Source organism: Streptococcus sp. 27098_8_113 (assembly GCF_041432545.1).
GTDB lineage: Bacteria > Bacillota > Bacilli > Lactobacillales > Streptococcaceae > Streptococcus.
Window position 1 is genome coordinate 55,296 of record NZ_JAPVZU010000011.1, and the last position, 22,938, is coordinate 78,233.

18 protein-coding genes are annotated in these 22,938 nt (G+C 45.0%); 6 read left to right on the forward strand and 12 right to left on the reverse strand.

What is annotated here, in order from left to right; all coding sequences use genetic code 11:
• Window positions 1-43 precede the first annotated feature (43 nt).
• The 5 genes from O3644_RS07350 (at window position 44) to O3644_RS07370 (ending at window position 8,267) form a co-directional block, all read left to right on the forward strand.
• Window positions 44-382 (forward strand): type II toxin-antitoxin system RelE/ParE family toxin, encoded by a 339-nt coding sequence (locus tag O3644_RS07350; protein WP_048764774.1) that lies wholly within the window; start codon window positions 44-46, stop codon window positions 380-382.
• The gene (locus tag O3644_RS07355; protein WP_371595384.1) at window positions 375-1,460 is read left to right on the forward strand and encodes a HigA family addiction module antitoxin; all 1,086 of its coding nucleotides are present in this window, start codon (window positions 375-377) and stop codon (window positions 1,458-1,460) included. The genes O3644_RS07350 and O3644_RS07355 overlap by 8 nt, the downstream gene beginning before the upstream one ends.
• A gap of 376 nt (window positions 1,461-1,836) precedes the next feature.
• Window positions 1,837-4,089 carry a 5-methyltetrahydropteroyltriglutamate--homocysteine S-methyltransferase gene (metE, locus tag O3644_RS07360; protein ID WP_371595385.1) on the forward strand — a complete coding sequence of 751 codons (2,253 nt, stop codon included), beginning with the start codon at window positions 1,837-1,839 and terminating at the stop codon, window positions 4,087-4,089.
• Window positions 4,090-4,192: 103 nt separating this feature from the next.
• On the forward strand, window positions 4,193-5,071 hold the full coding sequence (metF, locus tag O3644_RS07365) for a methylenetetrahydrofolate reductase [NAD(P)H] (RefSeq protein WP_048764763.1): 879 nt from the start codon (window positions 4,193-4,195) through the stop codon (window positions 5,069-5,071).
• Between the two features lie 166 nt (window positions 5,072-5,237).
• A complete protein-coding gene (locus tag O3644_RS07370) occupies window positions 5,238-8,267 on the forward strand; it encodes an AAA family ATPase (RefSeq protein WP_048764760.1) in 3,030 nt (1,009 codons plus the stop codon).
• A 78-nt stretch (window positions 8,268-8,345) separates the two neighbouring features.
• Here the strand turns inward: O3644_RS07370 and hutG are convergent, their stop codons facing one another.
• The 8 genes from hutG to O3644_RS07410 all read right to left on the reverse strand — a co-directional run bounded on the left by hutG (window position 8,346) and on the right by O3644_RS07410 (window position 18,488).
• On the reverse strand, window positions 8,346-9,335 hold the full coding sequence (hutG, locus tag O3644_RS07375; RefSeq protein ID WP_371595390.1) for a formimidoylglutamase: 990 nt from the start codon (window positions 9,333-9,335) through the stop codon (window positions 8,346-8,348).
• A gap of 141 nt (window positions 9,336-9,476) precedes the next feature.
• Window positions 9,477-11,018 (reverse strand): histidine ammonia-lyase, encoded by a 1,542-nt coding sequence (gene hutH, locus O3644_RS07380; RefSeq protein WP_371595386.1) that lies wholly within the window; start codon window positions 11,016-11,018, stop codon window positions 9,477-9,479.
• Window positions 11,019-11,023: 5 nt separating this feature from the next.
• Window positions 11,024-12,376 (reverse strand): APC family permease, encoded by a 1,353-nt coding sequence (locus tag O3644_RS07385; RefSeq protein ID WP_371595387.1) that lies wholly within the window; start codon window positions 12,374-12,376, stop codon window positions 11,024-11,026.
• Between the two features lie 75 nt (window positions 12,377-12,451).
• Window positions 12,452-13,051 carry a HutD family protein gene (locus tag O3644_RS07390; protein WP_371595388.1) on the reverse strand — a complete coding sequence of 200 codons (600 nt, stop codon included), beginning with the start codon at window positions 13,049-13,051 and terminating at the stop codon, window positions 12,452-12,454.
• Window positions 13,052-13,063: 12 nt separating this feature from the next.
• Window positions 13,064-14,737 carry a formate--tetrahydrofolate ligase gene (locus O3644_RS07395; protein WP_371595389.1) on the reverse strand — a complete coding sequence of 558 codons (1,674 nt, stop codon included), beginning with the start codon at window positions 14,735-14,737 and terminating at the stop codon, window positions 13,064-13,066.
• Window positions 14,738-14,803: 66 nt separating this feature from the next.
• Window positions 14,804-15,430, reverse strand: a complete 627-nt coding sequence (locus O3644_RS07400; protein ID WP_048764744.1) for a cyclodeaminase/cyclohydrolase family protein — start codon at window positions 15,428-15,430, stop codon at window positions 14,804-14,806.
• A 14-nt stretch (window positions 15,431-15,444) separates the two neighbouring features.
• Window positions 15,445-16,344, reverse strand: coding sequence for a glutamate formimidoyltransferase (gene ftcD / locus O3644_RS07405; protein ID WP_012130840.1), 900 nt, complete (start codon window positions 16,342-16,344; stop codon window positions 15,445-15,447).
• Window positions 16,345-16,457: 113 nt separating this feature from the next.
• A complete protein-coding gene (locus O3644_RS07410) occupies window positions 16,458-18,488 on the reverse strand; it encodes a urocanate hydratase (protein WP_048764741.1) in 2,031 nt (676 codons plus the stop codon).
• 195 nt (window positions 18,489-18,683) lie between these two features.
• Between O3644_RS07410 and hutI the strand changes: the two genes are divergently transcribed.
• Window positions 18,684-19,949, forward strand: coding sequence for an imidazolonepropionase (hutI, locus tag O3644_RS07415; RefSeq protein WP_048764737.1), 1,266 nt, complete (start codon window positions 18,684-18,686; stop codon window positions 19,947-19,949).
• A gap of 136 nt (window positions 19,950-20,085) precedes the next feature.
• Here hutI and O3644_RS07420 read toward each other — a convergent pair whose 3' ends face one another.
• From O3644_RS07420 to O3644_RS07435, 4 genes are all read right to left on the reverse strand, one after another.
• Complete coding sequence (locus tag O3644_RS07420) at window positions 20,086-20,505, reverse strand: hypothetical protein (protein WP_048764736.1); 420 nt, start codon at window positions 20,503-20,505, stop codon at window positions 20,086-20,088.
• A complete protein-coding gene (locus O3644_RS07425) occupies window positions 20,486-21,394 on the reverse strand; it encodes a phosphodiester glycosidase family protein (protein WP_048764733.1) in 909 nt (302 codons plus the stop codon). Before O3644_RS07425 ends, O3644_RS07420 begins: the two co-directional genes overlap by 20 nt.
• Entirely contained in the window at window positions 21,391-22,440 is a 1,050-nt protein-coding gene (locus tag O3644_RS07430) for a bifunctional glycosyltransferase family 2/GtrA family protein (protein WP_048764730.1), read from the reverse strand. Before O3644_RS07430 ends, O3644_RS07425 begins: the two co-directional genes overlap by 4 nt.
• A 326-nt stretch (window positions 22,441-22,766) precedes the next feature.
• The coding region (locus O3644_RS07435; RefSeq protein ID WP_371595391.1) for a ferritin-like domain-containing protein at window positions 22,767-22,938 on the reverse strand (172 nt) is incomplete at its 5' end.

Sequence of the window (22,938 nt, forward strand, 5' to 3'; positions counted from 1 at the left end):
TAAATTACCTAAAAGGTAATTTAATTTAAACAGAAAGGGACTTATGAAGCTTATCTATAAAAATAAAACTGTTAAAAAGCAGTGCACAGAGCTGAGGCGAGCGAAAAAAGATTTTTCGGATAAGCTTGCTGTAAAGTTGCATCAGTTAATTAACTTTTTGGAAGCGGCGGATTCTTTGGCTAGTGTGACAGCTTTTCCTAAGTATCACTTTCACCAACTCAGGGGAAAGAGACAAGGGCAGTTTGCTTTGGATATAGATGGTCGAAGGAGTTCCTATCGGTTGATTGTAGAATTTCGTGATGAGGATCTAGAAAAGGTATTTCCTAGTCCCGTTGAAATCGAAATCCTAAAAATAGAGGAGGTCAGCAATCATTATGAGTAATAAAATTATTGAATCCAAAGACCTGATTGCTTTTCATCCAGGTCAGTATGTCAGTGAGTTAATCGAAGATTATAACGTAACGCAGAAGGAATTTGCGGAGCGTTTGGGAGTTTCTGCAAAGACTGTCAGCAAAATCGTCAATGCTGAGGAGTCTATTAGTAAGGATATGGCTCATAAGTTAGCCAAGCTAAGCGGAGTTTCCATGCAAACCTGGCTCAATCTTCAGAATACTTACGATGTAAAGGTTGCAGAGATTGCAGAACAAAGAGAGCTAGAAGAAGGTGGCGAGAAAGACATCTGTGAGATGATTGATTTCAAGTATTTTAAGGAAGAAGGCTACGTTCCAGACAAACGCTATACTTTGAAAGAAAAGATCGTCGAGCTTCGCAAGATTCTAGGGGTGGCGAGTTTAGAAAACCTCTTAACTTTCAATCATCTAGTGAGTTATCGGAATACACGTGAGTTTACGCCTAAAAGTATAGTAAACTCCAATATCATGCTGGAGTTGGCATCTAAAAAGGCGCGTGATAAAACGACAATTAAACTCAATCGCAGAAAGCTAGAGAGAAGCCTGCCGGCGTTGAGAAAGTTGACAAGACAAGATCCAGAGGTCTTTCCTCAACGCTTGTCTGACATCTTGCTAGACTGTGGTGTTGTTCTAGTCGGTCTACCTGCTTTGGCAAATGCTAATCTGAATGGTGCTACAAAAAAATTCAGCAATGGTAGTGCCTTGCTATTATTGACAGACCGAAACAAGGCATCCGATATTTTCTGGTTCTCACTTTTCCATGAGATTGGACACATTTTACAGAACGATTTTTCATCTGAAGACGGAAACAGTGACTCATACCGACGTTCTGAGGAAGAGGCAGACCAGTTTGCAAAAGATCTTTTGATAAACCCTGAAGACTATCAAACTTTTGTAGAAAAAGGAAACTTTGATAAGTCGGACATCCTTCAATTTGCTGAAGAAATAAATATTCACCCGAGTATTATTCTAGGAAGATTACAAAATGAGGGCATTCTCAGTTTTGATCGTTTCCGAGAACTAAAAGAAAATTATTACTTTGTATCTTAAGTGTCAGGAAATTTTTAGAAGATGAAAAGATGCTTAAAGTTTAGTATAGTTAGCAGTGGACTCCAATTGATTCGCTCATTTTATTAAAAAGCGAAAAGAGAAATCAAAAAGATCAAAATTTAGATAACCTATAGTCTTTTCTAATAACAAGTCATAGTTGTTTATAAGAATTAGCGATAGCCTGTTTTAATCTATAAACTAGTATGTAACTTAAAAACAAGCAAAAAAAGGATTTGAGACACGTGTCTCAAATCTTTTTCTTTTGTATATAATAGTGATATAGTTTTAAACTATATCAAACTCTGGGAAATTCCAATTATACAGAGGGCGGATTTTCTGTTAAGATAGTTTCAACAACAATTTTTGGAGGACGTTTATGTCAACGACTATCATTGGTTTCCCTCGTTTGGGTGAATTCCGCGAATTAAAATTTACAACTGAAAAATATTTTAGAAATGAAACCTCAGCAGACGAACTTTTGGCAGCAGCGAAAGACTTGCGTGCGAAGCACTGGAACATTGTCAAAGAAAAAGGCATCACTGAAATCCCATCAAATGACTTTTCTCACTATGACAACTTCCTAGATGCAGCTTTCCTTTTCAACGTGGTGCCTGCTTCTGTTCAAAACTTGGACTTGACTGACCTTGAGCGCTACTTTGCCTTGGCGCGTGGTTACCAAGGTGAAAAAGGGGATGTGCGTGCCCTTCCGATGAAGAAGTGGTTCAACACCAACTACCACTATATTGTTCCTAAATTTGAAAAAGACACTCAAGTTAAATTGGCTGGTCACAAGATCTTTGATGAGTTCCAAGAAGCGAAAGAACTTGGTCTCAACACTCGTCCTGTTCTTGTAGGTCCATTCACTTTCCTTCAATTGTCAGACTTTGAAGAAGGTGTGAAAGCAGAAGACTTCGTAGACAGCTTTGTGGCTGCTTACCAAGAAGTTTTTGCAAAATTGGCTGAACTTGGTGCAACTCGTATCCAACTGGATGAAGCGGCTCTTGTCAAAGACTTGACTGCTGAAGAAAAAGCTCTCTTCTTGAATCTCTACAACAAACTCTTGGCTGACAAAAAAGGTCTTGAAGTTTTGCTTCAAACTTATTTTGGTGACGTTCGTGACGTTTATACTGACCTTGTGAACTTGCCAGTAGATGCGATCGGTCTTGACTTTGTAGAAGGTAAGAAAACTCTTGAACTTGTTAAAGGTGGATTCCCAGCTGACAAGACTCTTTATGCAGGTATTGTCAATGGTAAAAACATTTGGCGCAACAACTACGAAAAGAGCTTGGCTGTTCTTGAGCAAATTCCAGCTGAAAACATCGTATTGACAAGCTCATGCTCCCTTCTTCATGTGCCATTTACAACTGCTAACGAAGAATTTGAGCCAGCTATCTTGAACCACTTTGCTTTTGCAGTTGAAAAATTGGAAGAACTTCGTGACTTGGATGCTATCCGCAATGGTCAAGGTGCAGAAGCTCTTGCAGCTAACAAAGAACTCTTTGCAACTGAGCGTGTGGGTGAAAATGCAGAACTTCGTGCGCGTATCGCTGGATTGACAGACGCAGACTACACTCGTTTGCCAGCCTTTGCTGAACGTGAAGCCATCCAAGAAGAAGCTTTCAAACTTCCAGCTCTTCCAACAACAACCATCGGTTCCTTCCCTCAAACAAAAGAAGTTCGTGCCAAACGTTTGGCCTTCCGTAAGGGTGAGTTGTCAGCAGAAGACTATGACAAATTCTTGGCAGAGCAAATTAACGAATGGATCAAATGGCAAGAAGAAGTCGGATTTGACGTGCTGGTGCACGGTGAGTTCGAGCGTAATGACATGGTTGAGTACTTCGGCCAAAACTTGTCAGGTTATCTCTTCTCTAAGAATGGTTGGGTACAATCATACGGTATGCGTGGAGTGAAACCACCAATCATCTGGGGCGATGTCACTCGTCTTAACCCAATCACTGTGAAATGGTCTAGCTATGCGCAAAGCCGTACTGACAAACCTGTTAAGGGTATGTTGACTGGACCTGTTACAATCCTGAATTGGTCCTTCCCACGTGAAGACATCTCTATCAAGGACTCAACTCTTCAAATCGCTCTTGCGATCAAGGATGAAGTTCTTGACCTTGAAGCTGCAGGTGTGAAAATCATCCAAATCGACGAAGCTGCTCTTCGTGAGAAATTGCCACTCCGTCGTAGCGACTGGTACGAAGACTACCTTGACTGGGCAATCCCTGCCTTCCGCTTGGTACACTCTACAGTAGCGCCTGATACGCAAATCCACACTCACATGTGTTACTCAGAATTTACAGATATCATCCCAGCTATCGACAACATGGATGCGGACGTTATTTCCTTTGAAGCCAGCCGTTCAAACCTTGAAATCTTGGACGAACTCAAAGCGAAAAACTTCCAAACAGAAGTGGGACCTGGAGTTTACGATATCCACTCACCTCGTGTGCCAAACGAAGGCGAAATCGACCACACAATCGAAGCCATCCTTGCTAAAGTTCCAAGCAAGAAAGTTTGGATCAACCCTGACTGTGGTTTGAAAACACGTGGTATCCCAGAAACAAAAGAAAGCTTGATCCGCCTTGTCGAAGCGGCTAAAGCAGCTAGACAAAAACTGAATTAATATTATTTCTACATTTAAACTCAGCTCTGATAAACCTGCAACAAAGCTGTTTGCAGGTTTGTTATAGGCTGATAGTTAGTAGATTGAAAGGAATTTTATCTCTATGGTGAATCGCCAAACTCCTAGTCTCTCATTTGAAGTATTTCCTCCTAATCCGGCAGTAGGCAATGATAAGATTTTTCAGGCGTTGAGGGAGATGCAAGATCTGGCTCCCCACTTTATCAGTGTGACTGCCAGCAATAATAAATTTGATATTGAGGAGACAACGGTTCGTTTGGCTGAGTTCATCTCCAATGAGCTTGAGATTCCAACGATTGCCCATTTGCCAGCTGTTTATCTAACCAAGGAAATGGTATCCAATATCTTGCAGGCTCTGGATCGTGTTGGGGTTAATCAGATTTTGGCTTTGCGAGGCGATATTTTTCCAGATGTGGCGCCTAAGGATGATTTTAGATACGCGACTGACTTGATTGAGTATATCAAGACAGAAGCACCACATTTTGACATCATCGGTGCCTGCTATCCAGAGGGGCACCCAGACTCACCAAGCCAGATCTCAGATATTCAAAATCTTAAGAAAAAGGTTGATGCGGGCTGCTCTAGTCTTGTCACTCAGCTCTTCTTTGACAATGAACGTTTCTATGATTTCCAAGATAAGTGTACCTTGGCTGGGATCGATGTTCCGATTCATGCAGGGATCATGCCTATTCTTAACCGAAACCAAGCGCTTCGTCTTTTGAAAACGTGTGAGAATATTCATCTTCCGCGCAAATTCAAGGCGATTCTGGATAAATATGAACATGATCCAGAATCCCTGCGGACAGCTGGTTTAGCCTATGCGGTGGATCAAATTGTCGACTTGGTGACCCATGATGTAGCAGGGATCCATCTCTATACGATGAATAACGCGGCAACAGCTTACCATATCTATAAGGCGACCCATGCGCTTTTTAACCATACCCCATCCGTTCAATCTTTTTAAGATGAATGAAGAAACCACTAATCAGATTCATTTGCTGTTTAGTGGTTTTTGTTTATAGAGTTTGATCATTTAGAAGCTGATAAATGATAGAATCGTTCTTTTCTTGCTTGCTAAAATGTCTTATTTTGTTTATATTAGTTTTATAAGCTTTCTTGGAGGCGTTTACATGACCGAAGATCGTTTGAAGTTGAAATTGTTGGGAAGTCCGAGTATTTTTCTTAATCAGGAGAAGCTCTATTTTCCTTTTGCCAAAATCAATGCTCTGCTCTATTATCTCCATATCAATGGAACAGTCAATCGGGAGGAGATTGCAGGAATCCTCTGGGAAAACAAGGATAATCAGACTGCCAAAAAGAATCTGCGCAACACAATTTATCAAGCCAATAAGCTACTAGGTGGAGAATGGATTATTGCTCCCAACCGGACTGTGCTGTCGCTTAATCCCGAGTGTGCGATTGAAAGTGATGTAGAAATTTTCAAGGACCATCCAGCGGAGCATCTGTCGCTTTATCAGGGTGATTTTTTGCAGGGCTTCTATCTCAAGGATAGTGAAGCCTTTGACTATTGGGTGTCCAAGATGCGGACGCGATATGAGCAGATCTATATCCAGGCTTGCTACCAAAAGTTGGAAAAAGATCCATCGAATTTGGAAGAATCAGAGCACAATCTGCGCCGTATGATCAGTATCGATGAGTTTGATGAAAAGAATTATCATCTGCTGATGAAGCTCTATCAGGAGAATGATCGACCTGGTAAGGTGATTGAGACTTATTATAAATTGGTCAATCTCTTGGACAAGGAATTGGGGATTAGCCCGAATGAAGCAATTCAACAGCTGTATCATGAAGTGATGGCCAAGGATCGCAGTGAGCGTAAGATCAAGCAATTTTTACGTAATACGGACCACTTTTTTGGTCGAGTGGATGAAATCAAGCGTTTGGAATCTTATTTTTCTAAGATTTTAGAGAGGCAAGAACCTCGTGCGCTGCTCTTAGTCGGTGGTACTGGCATCGGCAAACGGACAGTGACTCGACAAGTACTGGCTAATCAGACCAAGTATTTCCAGATTGTTATGGCAGAGTGCTTCAAGGAAGAAATGACGGTTGGATTGCAGCCTTGGCGCAGTCTGCTAGATGGCTTGGGCGACTTAGTCATTCAGCATCAGATCCTTTCGACTAGCCAGTGGCAGGTTATTTTGGATAGTTATTTTCCGATGATGGCAAGTGAAGCTTCGGATCTTGAGCTGAATACGGATCGTCTGGCTCGGTTTGTGCTGGATATTTTGCAAAAGATTTCGAAGAAAAAGGCTCTGGTGATCTTGGTTGAGGACTGTCACTGGATGGATGAGGCTAGTGTGGCTGTTTTAGAGCAGGTTATGAACCATTTGAGGGATTATCCAGTAGCCTTTGTGCTGACCAAGCATCTGAGTACGCCACCTTATCTTGGACGTTTTTTCAATCGCTTATTGCTTCGTAGCCAGCTAGACTGCATTGAACTGCAGCCGCTGGATTTTAAGGCAAGTGTGGCTTATTTACAGGCCCAGACTGGACAGTTAACCATATCTGAAGAACGGCTTGAGGCTATTTATCGGGTCAGTCAGGGCATTCCTTTCTTTCTGTCGGAGTATGCGGAACAGCTTCTTCGGGGTGAGAAATTCCAGCCATTGACCTCAGCTATTAAAGCAAAACTATCTCTGAAATTAGGCTATTTGAGCAGCCAGGAGGAGGAATTGGTTGACTATCTGGCTTGCTTTAGTTCCCCTGCTTCGGTAGCACTCTTAGCTCAGTTGCTAGGCCTATCTGTGGAAGAAGTAGTCGAAATTGCTGAAGGATTTGGGCAAAAACAGCTTTTAATAGAAGAAGAGCAGGATGAATTGGTTTTACGATTCAGCCAGGAGCTTTTGCGGATTTATGCTTATGAGCGCTTGCCGCTTGCCAAGAAGCGGATGCTACATCACCAGATTGCCCAAGGCATGGAAGACCAGCTAGGAGCCTCTCTTTATCATGCTCAGCTGCTCAATGACATTGCCTATCATTATAAGATGTCTAAACAACCGATTAAGTCTCTGGAGTATGAGTTGCATTATCTCGAGGCCACCTTGCAGTTTCATCACGAGCTCTTTCCGATTTATTCGCGGGAGTTTGGCTTTATCGAAAAGACGGATGATACCGATCAGTCCGTAGTTTTAGACCGGTTTGACTGTATCCGTCGGGAAATAGAAGGCTTAGAAAGAAAACACCAGAATCACAAAGATTTTCAGCTATTGCTTCTCCGCTTTCTCTATCTGGAAGGGCGTTATGCTATCCGGACGGGAAATTACCAGCAGGGAATGGACAACATCCAGCAGGTGATTGCTTCTGCTAAAGAGCTGCAGCAGATGGATTTTCTCCTAGAAGGCTATCGGCAAATGATTTACTACTGTATCCAGACGGAGAATATTCCTGAGATGCGCTATTATACGGAGTTGGCTCTGGATGCTTCAGTTCAGGCCAATAATCACGAAGCTATTGCGATGAATCTTCGACTTAAGGGGCTTTATCATCTCATGATTGGAGATGAGGAGCAGTCGCTCCGCCATCTCTACCAGTCTATCGATTGCTTTAGTTTGACGGCTTCGTTGCGCTCAAAGTATTCGATTCAGATTGCGGCGGCTCTAGATTATCTGGCAGAGATTGAGCAGATTCGTGGGAATTTCACGACAGCGCTGGCTCATCAGAAAGAGGCGATTGAGCTGACGGAAAATAAAACAGCAGAGCCTTCGATTTTTGCTTTCTATATAGGCTTGGGGCTGACTTACTATCAGCTAAAAGATTATGAACAGGCGGAGCGAATTTTGCTGAAAGCGAAAGCAGCCCTGAAGTCGCTCAGCTTTCCTTGGAAAGAGACCCAGCTGGAAGTTTATTTGGCCTTGATTGGCTGCGAGAAGGGGGATTACCAGCCGGTGCTTGATCTGCTGCGGAAAAAGGATAGTCTCATTAGTCGCTATGGCAATCCGCGGGACAAGGGCTTGATCTACTATCTGATGGCTGTGATCAAGTATCGCCAGCTAGCTGGTAGCTTGCAGGAAGCTGGTTTTGAAAATTTATTAGCTCAGGACTTTGAAACTTATTATGAAACAGCCAAAAGTCAGCTCAATCCCTACCGGGATCGTCATCAACTAAAGGAATTAGAAAACTTACGTCGAACCTTGTCTTAAGAATTGAGCACAAATAAAAGAGGATGAAAGCAATGTTCATCCTCTTTTGATGTTTGTAATGAAGTTTTTAAATCCCCATTAGTCATGTACTTGTGCCCAGATTTGGGTTAGGTAAAAGACAAAGCTGGCTGCTAGGTTGGCCGTATGGTTATCTATATCGTGAGGGGGAGAGACTTCGACGATGTCAAAGCCAATTAGCTTGCCTGAAGCAGCGATGTGCTGGAAGACCAGCACAGCCAGATTGGGATCCACACCGAGCGACTGGATGGCACTGACACCAGGAGCAGCGCCAGCTGCAAAGCAGTCAATATCAATGGTTAAATAAACCTGCTCTTTATCGGCTAGAAAAGCATCAACTACCTTGCAGACTTCCTTGTGACCCATTTGGTAGATATCCATTCCAGTCAGGAACTGGATAGCCTTAGACTTGGCGACAAAGTCAAAGAGAAAGAGATTGTTATTGTGCTCCTGAATTCCTAGGATGAGGTAGTTAAAGATCTGTTTCTGAGCTAAGGTGTCATCGAACATTTGACGAAAACCGGTACCGGAGTTGGGCCCAGTCTGATCGTAGGGGCGTAGGTCAAAATGGGCATCCATATTGATCACAGCTAAGTTTTGGTCAGGATTTAGTGACGACTTGAGCCCCAGATAGTTGCCGTAGGCTGTTTCGTGGCCGCCGCCTAGAACGATGGGTCGGAGATTAAGCTCTCGCAGGCGTTTGACTGCTCGTGCCAAGCTTTGCTGCAGTTGTTTCAGAGAGCGGTTAGGCCCGTCAATATCGCCAACGTCAAATACTCGAACGTTTCTACCTAGATGCCAAGGAAGTTTGGCCAGCTGAGTTCGGATAGCTTGTGGTCCTTCGACAGCCCCCACTCGGCCGTTATTGATATAGACACCCTTGTCGCTCTTGAAGCCAATCAGGGCAAAGTTCACCCCTTCAAAAGGAGTTAAGCTAAGATCATTTAAGTCCAGAAACTCAATGACCATGCCCCACTTAGCAGTATATAGATTGTCCTCTGGACCTCGCTGATAGTAACGGTTGTCTAGCTGATAGTAATCTTCTAACATAATTTTGTCCTTTTCCATAACGATACTTGCGACTTTATTATAAGAGTTTCCGCTAGGCCTGTCAATGACTTTTGGCGGGAAAAGAAGCCCAGCTGCATGAGAGCGGGCTTCTTAGGTTAACTTTTTACAGAGTCATCAGCTTTAGAACTGAATGCTCAAGTCTACAGCCTTTTCAACGGCTGCTAGGAATTCTTCGTTTTCAATCAGATCAGAAGCCTTGTTGAGTTCTTCATAGATTTCGATATCCTTGTCAAACTCGATAAAGCGGATATGCTGACGGAAGAGGTCGTAGGCTGGCTTGGTTCCTTTACCAAGTTCATGGTTTTCTGGTTTTAGATCCAGAGCTTGGCAGGCTGCCATGATTTCTGTTGCCACGATGCGGCGAGAATTCTTGAGAATTTCAGCTGCCTTGCGTGCTGCAGTAGTTCCCATGCTGACAAAGTCTTCTTGGTTTTCACAAGATGGGATGGAGTCTACGCTGGCCGGATGAGACAAGACCTTGTTCTCAGAAGCAAGCGAAGCACAAGCATACTGAGTAATCATAAAGCCAGAGTTGAGTCCTGGATGTTTGACCAAGAAGGATGGAAGCTTGCTCAGTTGGCTGTTGACTAGACGTTCTACACGACGCTCGGATACATTGCCGATTTCAGAAATAGCGATGCCGAGGAAGTCAAATGGCTGAGCCATTGGTTCTCCGTGGAAGTTACCGCCTGAGATGACATGCCCTTCCTTGGTGATGATAGGGTTGTCTGTAACAGAGTTGATTTCAATCTCAACCTTGGTCTTGACATAAGCTATAGAGTCTTTGCTGGCACCATGAATCTGCGGAATACAACGCAGGGTATATGGGTCTTGGACCCGCTGTTGAGTGGCTACAGTCGTATTGCCACTGCCTTCCAGAAGGTTGCGGATATTGCGGGCTGTAGCCAGCTGTCCGCTTTGAGGACGGATGGTATGCAGGTCTTCTTCAAATGGACTGGTAATACCATTGTGGACCTCCATGGAAAGGGCACCAGCGACATCTGATAATTTAAGTAGCTGGATGGCATCGTAGGTAGCCAGAGCTCCGATACCTGTCAGGACAGTCGTTCCGTTAATCAGTGCCAGCCCTTCCTTGGCTGCTAGAGCAATTTTCTCGATGCCGGCCTTGTCCAAAGCTTCTTGTCCAGAGAGTAATTCACCTTGATAGTAAGCGCGCCCCAGTCCTAGCATAGGCAGAACCATGTGAGCCAGCGGTGCTAAGTCGCCAGAAGCTCCCAGAGAGCCTTTTTCTGGAATGTAAGGAACAACACCTTTATTAAGCAATTCCAGAAGTTTTTCGACAGTAGAGAGACGGATACCAGAATAGCCCTTGACCAGAGAATTAATCCGGATTAACATGATCGCGCGGACTGCATCTTCAGGAAGAGGATCGCCAAATCCTGAAGCATGGGTGCGAATCAAGTTTTCTTGCAGCTGAGTCGTATCTTCTGGCGAGATGCTGACATTGCAGAGGGAGCCAAATCCAGTCGTAACGCCGTAGACCACCCGCTTTTCGCGGACGATGTCATCCACGATTTTACGGGAAGCTTCTACAGCCTTCTTAGCTTCTTGGTTGATTTCGCAGATAGCTCCATGACGAGCTACTGCAATGACATCTTCTAAAGTAAGGTGTTCGCCATCCAAATTGATTACATGTGTCATAAGATTCATTCTCCTTTTTGTTCAAGAACTTTATTTTTACAAATCAGTACTATGTAGATATAGTAGACTGCGCTGGCGACAAGGACACCGATGAGACCATAGACATAGTTCATTGGATTTTCACCCCAAATCATGACGAGGCTGATTAGGACCGCTAAAATTGGGATGACAGGACCAAATGGAACGCGGAAGACCACTTTCTTATCTGGATATTTCTTTCTCAATACCAATACGGCTAGAGCAGTTGGGATGTATTGGAAGAAGCGGAAGACTACGCTGAGAGCCGCTAATACTTCAAATGTTCCTGTAAAGAGCAGGGCAATGGCCAAAAGTCCAGAGATAATAATGGCAATTACAGGGGCGTTTTTAGCGTTGGTTTCAGCGATTTTTTTAGGTAACAAGCCTTCATCTGCAATGGCTGCACCATAACGTGGGACCATGATAGATTCCCCGATGTTAAGTCCAGCAATAGAGATCAGCGCTCCGATAGAAACAATCCATGCTCCAGCAGGGCCAATCATTTCGACAAAGGCGTCTTGCACAGAGGCATCTGTTTGTAGGATTCGGCTACCTAGCATGGCGATAGTTCCTGCGATAATCAGCATATAGAGAACAGAGACAATACTGATAGAGCCCAAAATAGCCCGAGGCACATTCTTTTCTGGGTTGCGCATTTCACCAGCAACGATAGACATGGTTTCAAAACCGATGAAACCGTAGAAGATATAGATAGCTGTACTAGAGATGGCTTTCATGATATCTACGCCAGGTTCTAGCTGAAGAAACGGAGTGAAGTTTCCTTTGTCAATTCCTCCTTTGATGAAGAAAATTGCACATAGACTGAAAGCGACAATTGGGATGAGCTTGGCTACGGTTGCGGTCAAGGTGAACATTTTGGAGGTCTTAAGACCTGAGATATTCATCAGACTGAGTAGGATAATCAGGCTCACACTGAGTAAAAGTTCATAGGGGGCAAAGGATTTAAAAGTAATGACAAAAAGTCTCGCAAATCCTGCTGCCATTGCTGACCAAGCGATGATGGTAACCGCCCAGCCTAGGAAGCCAACATTAAATCCGACAAAGTCCCCAAAGGCTGCTTTGGAATATTGGAAGGCTCCGCCGTTTTTATTAAAATAACCAGCAGTTTCTGCTAAGCAGACGGCTAAGAGAATAACGAGGAGGGCAGTTCCCAGCATGACAGCTAGAGAAGCAGGACCCAGTCCTTTATAAATCTTTTGAGGCAGGAGGAAAATTCCTGAACCGATAACAGCATTGATACCATAGAGAGTAGCGCCAGAAAAGCTGAATTTCGCATTTTCTCGCTCTTGTTCTTGTGTAGTGAGTTTAGTCGCATTCATAATAATGTTTCTCCTTTAGAGATGTGGGATCCTTTCCAAGTAAAGATAGAACGATGATAGGACATCCTTGTATCTTTACTTAGTAGGGATATGGGTCAAACCAGCCCATATAGCAAGGGGAGCACCCTTTGGCTGGTTACTCGAAAACATTATTTGCAGCTCAGTTTCCTGAGCCTCTTTTTCCACTATCAGAAGTTGCCCTGTCTCTAGGTTAAGCGATGGCAGGCCTGTTCCTGTCACCATCAAATCACTCAAGGCATAGATAAATTGAATTGCTTCATCTTGACTAAGCTCTTCTCTATCTGAGATGGCAAGCATCTGTCCCTGATAATGGTCGCTGTAAATTAAATTAAAGTCGGTACAAGTCCCACGACTTGTGATAGAATCACTCCCTTCGAAAAAATAGGGGGTAAAGGGAGCTAGAACCGTTTCCTCCTGCCGGCTGGCATTGTGGAGATGAAGTGTGTGGTCCAGGCTCATGAGAATGCGGTGAAAGCCGCTGAGGTCAGAAAACTGACTTTCAGCCAACTCCACAGTTGCTGTCGAGAGTCGATAGTCAAAGTTCCGCTTGCCATAGTGGCCAGTTGGCGGGGAAAGATAAAGTTGTTTTGTCTTTCCCCCTGACCAATCGGAAACTTGAAAATCGTTTGATTTTAGAAGGGTTATATGTGTCATTTTTGGTATTTATTAGAACAAACCGCTGATATTGCCGTCTTTGTCAACATCAATCTTTTCGCTGGCTGGCACCTTAGGCAGTCCTGGCATGGTCATGATTGCACCAGTCAGAGCAACGATAAAGCCTGCACCGGCAGAAACTTTGAGCTGGCTGATCGTCACAACAAAGTCTTTAGGCGCACCAAGTTTTTTAGCATCGTCTGAGAAGGAGTACTGAGTCTTAGCCATACAGATAGGATAGTTGGAGAAGCCCAGCTCTTCCAGCTGTTTGAGCTCGCGCTTAGCGGCAGGAGTCAGGCGAACGCCCTTACCTCCATAAACCTTAGTAACAATTTTGTTGAGCTTGGTTTCAATGGAGTCCTCTTCATTATATACAAATTGGAAGTGATTGTCTCCTTCAGCCAGTTCAACGACTTTTTCAGCCAACTCTTTACCGCCGGCTCCGCCATTGGCCCAGACGTCAGAAATAACGACGTCAACGCCGCGTTTTTGGCAGGCGTCATAAACTGCTTGCAGTTCTGCTTCAGTGTCCAGCGGGAATTTATTGATGGCAACGACTGCTGGCAAGCCATAAACATCTTGAATGTTTTCCAGATGTTTTTCCAAATTTGGCAGACCATCTACAACGGCTTGGATATTTTCTTCAGCCAGGTCGCTCTTGGCCACACCACCATGCATCTTGAGAGCGCGGATGGTAGCAACTAGAACTACAGCCGCTGGACGAAGACCAGATGTACGACACTTGATATCAATGAATTTTTCAGCACCTAGGTCAGCACCGAAACCAGCTTCTGTGACTGCATAGTCGGCATATTTGAGAGCCAGCTTGGTAGCTAGGACACTGTTACAGCCATGGGCAATGTTGGCAAAAGGTCCACCGTGAATCAAGGCTGGCGTGTGTTCCAGAGTTTGAACCAAGTTTGGATGGATAGCGTCTTTGAGCACAGCAGCCATAGCCCCACCAGCTTTCAAGTCCTTGGCAGTTACTGGCTTACCTTCAAAGCTGTAGCCAATGATAATCTTTTCCAAACGGTTCTTGAGGTCAGTGATATTTTCTGACAAACAGAGAATAGCCATAACCTCAGAAGCAACTGTAATGTCAAACCCATCTTCACGTGGAACACCATTGACCTTGCCCTGCAGGCCATCCACAATGTGGCGCAACTGCCGGTCATTCATATCAACTGCCCGCTTCCAAGTGATGCGGCGAGAGTCGATGCCTAAGGCATTTCCATGGTGGATGTGGTTGTCAATGAGGGCCGCCAGCAGGTTGTTGGCAACACCGATAGCATGAAAGTCACCAGTGAAGTGGAGGTTGATATCCTCCATGGGTACAACCTGAGCGTGACCACCACCAGCAGCTCCGCCTTTGATACCAAAGACAGGTCCGAGTGAAGGTTCCCGCAGAGCGATAACGGCTTTTTTACCGATAGCAGCTAGAGCATCGACTAATCCGACAGAAGTCGTGGTCTTGCCTTCTCCGGCTGGTGTCGGAGAAATAGCTGTCACGAGAATCAGTTTGCCGTCTGGCTTGTCTTTGAGGGCTTCCAGTTGGCCGGCACTGATTTTTGCCTTGTAATTTCCATAAAGAGACAAGGCGTCTTCAGCAATGCCTAGCTTTTCTGCCACTTCTTTGATGGGCTTCATTTGAACCGAATTCGCAATTTCAATATCTGATAAAACCATATTGTTACCTCTTAAGAAGAGGAAGTCCATTCACAGGAAAGAGTGAACTTCTCTTCCGTTTATCTATTAGACAACTTTCAAAATTTCTTGATAAATTTCATCTGCTAGGGCGCAGCCTTTTTGTAGGAGGTCTTCACCCTTGCTGCGGTAGTCTGCGACGAATGCTTCATCCTTGACACCTGAGAGGTTGATGAGGACATTGAGCCAAGCACCTTGCAGCCCAGCCTTAAGATTGAGAGCTGCTACCCCCAGGTCGCTGGCAGCGTTGGTATTGGACTTGCCGACAGCCTTTTGAGTTGTTTGCAGGGCAGCCAAGATGTCTTCCATCATGCCATAAGGTGACTTTGTAGCTTCCTTGAGGGCTTGCTGCATAGCTTCCCGACGGGCAGCCTTATCTTCCTCTGTTTCCTTAGGCATATCAAAGACGGCGGAGACTAGATTGAAGGCTTCAGTGTCCTTGTCAATAGCTGTGAGCAAGCTTTCTTGCAGGCGGGCGCTTTCTGCGTGCACTTGAGCAATTTCTGCTTCAAATTCTGCGTATTTTTTCTTGCCAAGGGTCAATTCACAGACCATCTTAGTCAGGGAAATACCGTTCGCTGCTGAAAGAGCAGCGGCAGAGCCACCTCCTGGTGCAGGAGCGTCTGAGCCTAGGACTTGGGCAAATTCTGTCAAACTTAAATCTACTAATTTCATAGGTTTCTGTCCTCCTAGCCTAGCAAATGGTTTTCCAGAACTTGCTTGCCGTAGTCAAAGTCTTCGATTTGCAGATAGTATTCTGCTGCGTCAATCAAAGCCTTGGCTGGAGCCAGACCGATGACTTCTGAGCCGAGGATTCCAACTCCGTAACGCTTGGCTTCAAAGCGAACAGTTTCAAAGACACGATAGAGTGGGAATTTTTCCAGATTGACCATGTTGATAGAAACCTGAGCAATGTTGCGGTCTTCCAGCATAACGCCGATCGCTTTACAGTACTTGTAACCACCGCTTGATCCACGGATGATTTTGGCAATATTGTTGGCAATTTCCAGATTATCTGTATCCAAGTTGATGTTGTAGGCGATGAGCGGCATTCTCGCTCCGACAGCAGTAACACCTGCGGTTGGGTGAATCTTTCTTTCACCATAGTCTGGAGCCCAGTCAGCTTCCAAGAGTTTTTCAGGCATGCCTTCAAACTGTCCTTTACGAACCTTAGCCAAGTTCTTACGCTCTGGACGAGTCGCTGCATCTTCATAGAGGAAGATAGGGATACCGAGCTCACGGTTAATCCGCTCAGATACTGTCTTCGCAATTTCTACGCATTCCTCACTTGTGATGTCTTTGATCGGTACAAAAGGCAGGACATCAGTTGCGCCCATACGAGGGTGTTCACCTTGGTGCTTGGTCAAGTCAATATTTTCAGAAGCGTATTTGACCAAACGAAAGGCAACTTCCTGAATGTTTTGATCATCACCTACCAAGGTAAAGACGCTACGGTTGTGGCTGGCATCAGAAGAGTGGTCTAAAAGTGTTACGCCTGGCACGCTCTTAGCTACTTCCACTAGACCGTCAATGACCGCTTGGTTGCGGCCTTCAGAAAAGTTAGGAATACATTCAACAATTTTTGCCATAAGATATTACCTCGTGATATATGTTATTAAAATGATAAAGTGAATAAAGTGGAACTTCCAGCTGAGCCAGGTTGATACCCAGCTCAGTTCAGAAGTTGGGGGACAAGTTTTTCCTATTCGAACAATTTCTTAACAGATTCTTTGACCAAATCTTCGTCAGTTAAGTATGGAATGGTGATGTGGTCTGTGCCTTGGTGGAGGCGGTTGTACTCGATGGCTGTCTCAATAGCATGCTCATTGCGAGCCCAGTTACGACGTGCAACTCCGCCGATTGTATCCCAAGCGATAGCAGATTTGATGATTTCATCAATACGTTCACTACCGTCTAATACCAAGCCAAAGCCACCGTTGATTGCTTTACCGATACCAGTTCCGCCACCGTTGTGGAGAGCTACCAGGCTCATACCGCGAGCTGCGTTACCAGCGTAACATTGCACAGCCATGTCGCAGGTAACATTAGAACCGTCCTTGATATTAGAAGTTTCACGGAATGGAGAGTCAGTACCAGATACGTCGTGGTGGTCACGGCCAATCATGACAGGACCAATCTTGCCTTCGCGGACTAATTCATTGAACTTGAGGGCGATATTGACACGGCCCATACAGTCTTGGTAGAGAATTCGAGCCTGAGTTCCAACAACCAGCTGGTTCTTTTCTGCATCGCGGATCCAGTTGTAGTTGTCGCGGTCTTGGTAGCGGCGGTTAGGGTCGATTACTTCCATAGCTGCATGGTCAGTAGCGACTAGGTCTTCGTGCTTACCGCTCAGACATACCCAACGGAAAGGACCATAACCATAGTCAAAGAGCATTGGGCCCATGATATCTTCTACATAAGATGGCCAGATAAAGCCGTCTTTGTCGTCAAAGCCATTCTTAGAAATTTCCTTGATGCCAGAGTCATAGACTGCCTTCATAAAGGCATTACCGTAGTCAAAGAAGTAGGTACCATTGCTAGTCAGGGTCTTGATTGCCTTGAAGTGACGTTCCAAGGTTTGGTCAACCAGCTTAGCAAAGGTTTCCTTGTCTTCAGCTAGGAGGCGAGTCCGCTCTTCAAAGCTGATACCAGCCGGACAGTAGCCGCCGTCGTAGACATTGTGGCAAGAAGTTTGGTCAGACAGCAAATCAACATGGATGTTATTCTCGTTGACGTATTCCAAAAGGTCTACGATGTTACCGTGATAGGCAATAGAAGTTGATTCGCCAGCTTCCAGAGCTTTTTGAGCCAAGTCGATAGCTTCTTTCGGACTTTCAGCCAATTGGCTAATCCAGCCTTGGGAGTGGCGAGTTTCAATCCGAGATTGGTCTACTTCAGCTATGATTGCTACTGCTTTAGCAATTTCAGCTGCTTTCCCTTGAGCTCCACTCATACCACCCAGACCAGAAGAGATAAAGAGTTTGCCAGTCAGGTCGCCGTCGTCAGCCACACCCAGCTTCAAACGTCCAGCATTGAGGAGGGTGTTGAAAGTACCATGGACGATACCTTGAGGGCCGATGTACATCCAGCCGCCAGCTGTCATTTGACCATAGTTGGTCACGCCCATTTCTTCTGCAATTTCCCAGTCCTTCATATTGTCGTATTCACCGACCAAGAGGCCATTAGTGATGATAACGCGAGGTGCTTCTGGTTTGGATTTGAAGAGTCCAAGTGGATGGCCAGATTCTACGACCAGGGTTTGATGGTCGGTCATGACTTCCAAGTATTTCTTGATCAGGTTGTACTGCATCCAGTTAGCGCAGACAGATCCAGTTTCTCCGTAGGTAACCAATTCATAAGGATAAAGGGCGATTTCAAAGCTCAAGTTGTTGTCAATCATAACCTGCATAGCTTTGGCCGCAGTACAGTTTCCTTTGTACTCGTCAATTGGTTTGCCGTAGATGCGTTCTTTTGGACGCCAGCGGTAGCCATAAATCCGTCCGCGAGTTTTCAGCTCTTCCAGAAATTCTGGAATCACTTCCTCATGAAATCTCTTTGGAATATAGCGAAGGGCATTTTTAAGAGCAATTTCGGTTTGAGCTTGAGTCAAACGGAAGCCCCGATCGGGTGCTCGACGGATGCCTTCTTGGAAAACCGTTTTTTCAGGTAATACATCGTCTAATTTGACGGTCATTGCTGCTGCAATATCTTGTTCGCTGTAGAATGACATGTTTATTTCCTCCTTGTAAAATAACTTAAGATTTGACCTTATTTTATAACAACGCCGTCAGTACAAAGTCAAGAAAATATTCCTATAGATAAAAAATATCAATATATCTAATATATATTGGTTTTTGACTATAATTTGACGATAGTGTATTATGATGGAAAGCGAATAAGTTGGAAAATGAATGGAGGAACAAGCATGACTGCTGATTTACTATTAACTCACTTTAATCAAGTCTTCTGTCCCAAGGACCTCGGACATCCCCTTTTTGGCGAGGAGATGAAGGAAGCTCAGGTTTTGGAAGACGGCTACATTGCAGTCAAAGACGGCAAAATCCTAGCAGTTGGCAGCGGAGAGCCGGATGCCAGTCTGGTTGGACCAGATACTAAGATTCAGTCTTATGAGGGCAAGATTGCCACGCCTGGCTTAATCGACTGTCACACTCACTTGGTTTATGGTGGCAGCCGGGAACATGAATTTGCCAAAAAATTAGCAGGTGTCCCTTATCTGGAAATTCTTGCTCAAGGCGGCGGTATTCTCAGTACGGTTCGGGCGACACGAGAAGCTTCTTTTGCTACTCTCTACGATAAGTCCAAGAGGTTACTGGATTATATGCTGCTTCATGGGGTGACGACTGTTGAGGCCAAGAGTGGCTATGGTCTGGACTGGGAAACAGAGAAGCGCCAGCTGGATGTTGTTGGAGCTCTGGACCGTGACCATGATATTGATTTAGTTTCGACCTTTATGGCTGCCCACGCCGTTCCACCAGAATACAAGGGACGCTCTCAGGAATATCTGGAGCTCATCGTCGAGGAAATGCTGCCTCGGGTAAAAGCAGAAAATCTAGCTGAGTTCTGTGATATTTTCTGTGAAAAAGGTGTCTTTACAGCTGACGAGTCACGCTACTTACTTTCTAAGGCTAAGGAAATGGGCTTCAAGCTCCGTATCCATGCTGATGAGATCGAGTCTATCGGCGGAGTAGATGTAGCAGCTGAACTGGGAGCAACTAGCGCAGAGCACTTGATGGTAGCGACCGATGAGGGCATTCGCAAGATGGCAGAAGCCAAGGTTATCGGCAATCTCCTGCCAGCGACTACCTTCAGTCTGATGGAAGATACCTATGCACCAGCCCGCAAGATGTTGGAAGCTGGGATGGCCATTACCCTGACTACTGACAGCAATCCTGGCTCTTGTCCAACAGCTAACCTGCAGTTCGTCATGCAGCTGGGCTGCTTTATGATGCGTCTGACGCCAGTAGAAGTTCTCAATGCTGTAACTATCAATGCGGCCTACTCAGTTAACCGTCAAGATAAGATTGGCAGCTTTGATACTGGTAAGCAGGCGGACATTACCATTCTAGACGCTAAGAATATCGACTATCCACTTTATTTCTTTGCGACTAACCTGACCCATCAGGTTTATAAAGCAGGCAAGTTGGTTGTTGATCAGGGTAGAATCGTCTAATTTTACAAATCAGTCCCATTTCCACTTGATGGCAAAGATTTTCTTAGAAGTTCTATTGTTGATTATAGAAAAAGCAGATTTGTGTTCAATAAAGGTCGTGGCTTAAACACCACGACCTTTCTGTTTTTTTATGAGATTAGGATGTTGAGCTGGTCTCTTTATTTACCCATACACTGCGCGTAAAGACCATGGAGAATAGTGCCAGAGCCACAAAGCCTGCTCCTACGTACCAGTAGGAGATGTCCAGTGTCGTGGATCGTCCAGAGAGATTGACGATGCCACGAAAGAGCATACCGGCTGTCATAGTGGCTACAGCTGAGTTCCAGAGGTTAAGGCTGAGCCGAGAGAGGTTAGGAATGGTCTTCATAAAGAGCAGGAGGAGGATGCCCCCAACGAGAGGAAGGGCAAAGAGATAGTGCATGTGGATAGATGTTTCCCCGAAGCTGAAGGATTCATAGATTCTGCTGAAAGCAAAGAAGAAAATAGTTAGCAGCATGTAGGAAACAGCTGTTTTTTTGAAACGTTTTTTGCTGGGATTAGTAACCGATGTAGACAATGTCGCTCACCGCCCTTTCTGAAATATTTCCGTTGGTGGTAGGCTTGTTAATGACCTGACCGTTGAAGTACATAGTGGACGAGCCGCCACCGTCAAGATTGTAGGCAGTCTTGACGCCATAAGATTTCATGACTTCAGCCATTTCATAGAGGGAAAGTCCCTGACTTTCTGAAGTGCGTCCGTCTGAAACGATGATGATATAGTGGTTTTCATCAATGATACCGATAGCTGTCCGTGGATTGGAAGCCATAGACTGGCCAACTTCGGACTTGGTATTCACGACAATTTCACCATTTTCTACGAGGGCTGGGCCGAAGGCTAGGAGATTGACCACACCGTCTTTGATCAGCTGATCGGCAGAGATTTCATTTTCGTAAATGATTTTAAAAGAGCCATCTTTGTAAATAGCCAAATCTCCATTACTGGCGTCCTCTCGGACGGTATCACGGTAGACGACACCGTTGCGGATAACATAGCCGGTAGAATTGGCACCGTAGTAGTCGCCGTTAACCGCTAGAATAGCCTTGTTATTAGCGGCCGTTTCTGAAGTCTTGGCGGTGACATTGGTTCCGTAGGTGTTGTTGGCAAGGGCTGTTTTCAAATATTCAGCGGAGCTGACGGTCACATCAGCTATGTAGACTTGGGTATTGTTGACGGTCTTTTCAGTCAGCGTGACCGAGATATTGTCGTCTGAATAGCTAGTATCTGTCACTGTGGCTGTTTCGGCAGCCTTGCTGGCAGCCTCGGCATTGGACGAAGAAGCGGTGCTTGAGACTGTGGAAATGGTCTCTGCAATGACAAAGGTTTTCAACATGGAGTAGCTAAAAGAAGCTGTCAGAAGTAGGCCAAAAATCGAGGCGTAGGCATAGCCTTTCTTTAAAAATTTCATGATGCAGTGTGTGTCCTTTCCTTAAAAATGAATCTCTTTTGTACCATCCAAGAGACGGTAAAGAGCAGCAGTCCGACGATGATCTTGACAATCAGAAGATTGAGCCCAAAGACAGCGTAAAAGAGGCGAATCAGCAGTGTGTCTAGGATAAAGAGCACCAGAGCTAGGCTGAAATAGCCAGTCCCTGTCTTGAGTATACTGTCGTCGTTCTTAAAGACCAGCTTTTTATTGGTCGAGTAGTTGAAGACCGAGCTGGTCACGCGGGCAATCCCGTTGGCTAGGAGAATTCTCAGGCTGGTCGGAGCAGCAGCTAAAAATAAGAGAGCCAGTGCGTAGACTATGTAGTCCACGATGAAGCTGCTGAGAGAAGTCAGGGCGAATTTGAAGATATTTTTATAAATCATGAGTCCATCTCTAACAGGTCGGAAGTGCGATCCTTGATTGTCATTGATATAGACCGTCTCAATAGGCACTTCCAAAATGGGATATTCCTTACTGGCTTTTAGGAGCATGTTCATTTCGTACTCATAGCGCTGCCCTTCTACCTTCAGCATAAAGGGAATCATGTTGGTCGTGAAGGCTCGTAAGCCTGTCTGAGTATCGGAGACACCTACGCCAGTCTGGAGCTTGAAGAGAGACCGAGTCAGACTGTTACCGAATCGGCTGCGCAGAGGCACCTTGCCAGTAAAGGCGCGTGCTCCCAGAATCAGCCGATTGGGATTTTTGGCAGCCTTGGTTGCCACGCGGAAAATATCCCAGACCTTGTGCTGGCCATCCGCATCCGCTGTGATGACCGTTCCGTATTGACCCAGAGACTGGATGTAGGCGAAGGCAGTTTTCAGCGCCTGCCCCTTGCCTTGATTGTTCTCGTGATGGAGGACAGTCGCATATTGTTCAGCCTTTTCAAAGACTGTCTGGCGCTTGGCTGAGCTACCGTCATCGATGACAATGATATGAAAACCGCTCTTGCTCTGAATTTTTTGAATCAGTTTAATCAAATTATAATCAGGCTCGTAAGCCGGAATCACTAGATAGTCCATATCCATACCTCTTTCTTAGATGATGTGTAGAAAGTATACAGATTGCGGCTTAAAGCTAGCTGATATCAGTTATCTTTAAGAAAAAGTTAAATCTTCTTTAAGGAAAGGGCGAGGAAAGTATCTCGTAGGACAAAATAAAAAACTGAGAGTGGGACAGAAATCGGTAATTCGTTAGAATTCGATTTCGTCGTCCCACCTCCGCACAGTTGAGTAGGGCTGTAAAAGCTAATGAAATCAGCGTAGTAGAGCCCACTCAACCACTGCGTCTTGCTCGACAATCCAAAGATAATTGAGAGGCTAGGACTTTTGTCCCAGCCTCTTTAAACATCATTTTACAAACCTGGTGCTTGACCAAGCTCAGCTGTCAACATCCAGATCGTCTTTTCAAGGTCTGCCTTAGCTCCAACGAAGATATCGTTGGTCACATCGTCGCCTTCTTCATCCGTCACATCCATAGCTTCTTGGTAAAGATCTGTCAGATAACGGAAGATTTCAATCACGCGT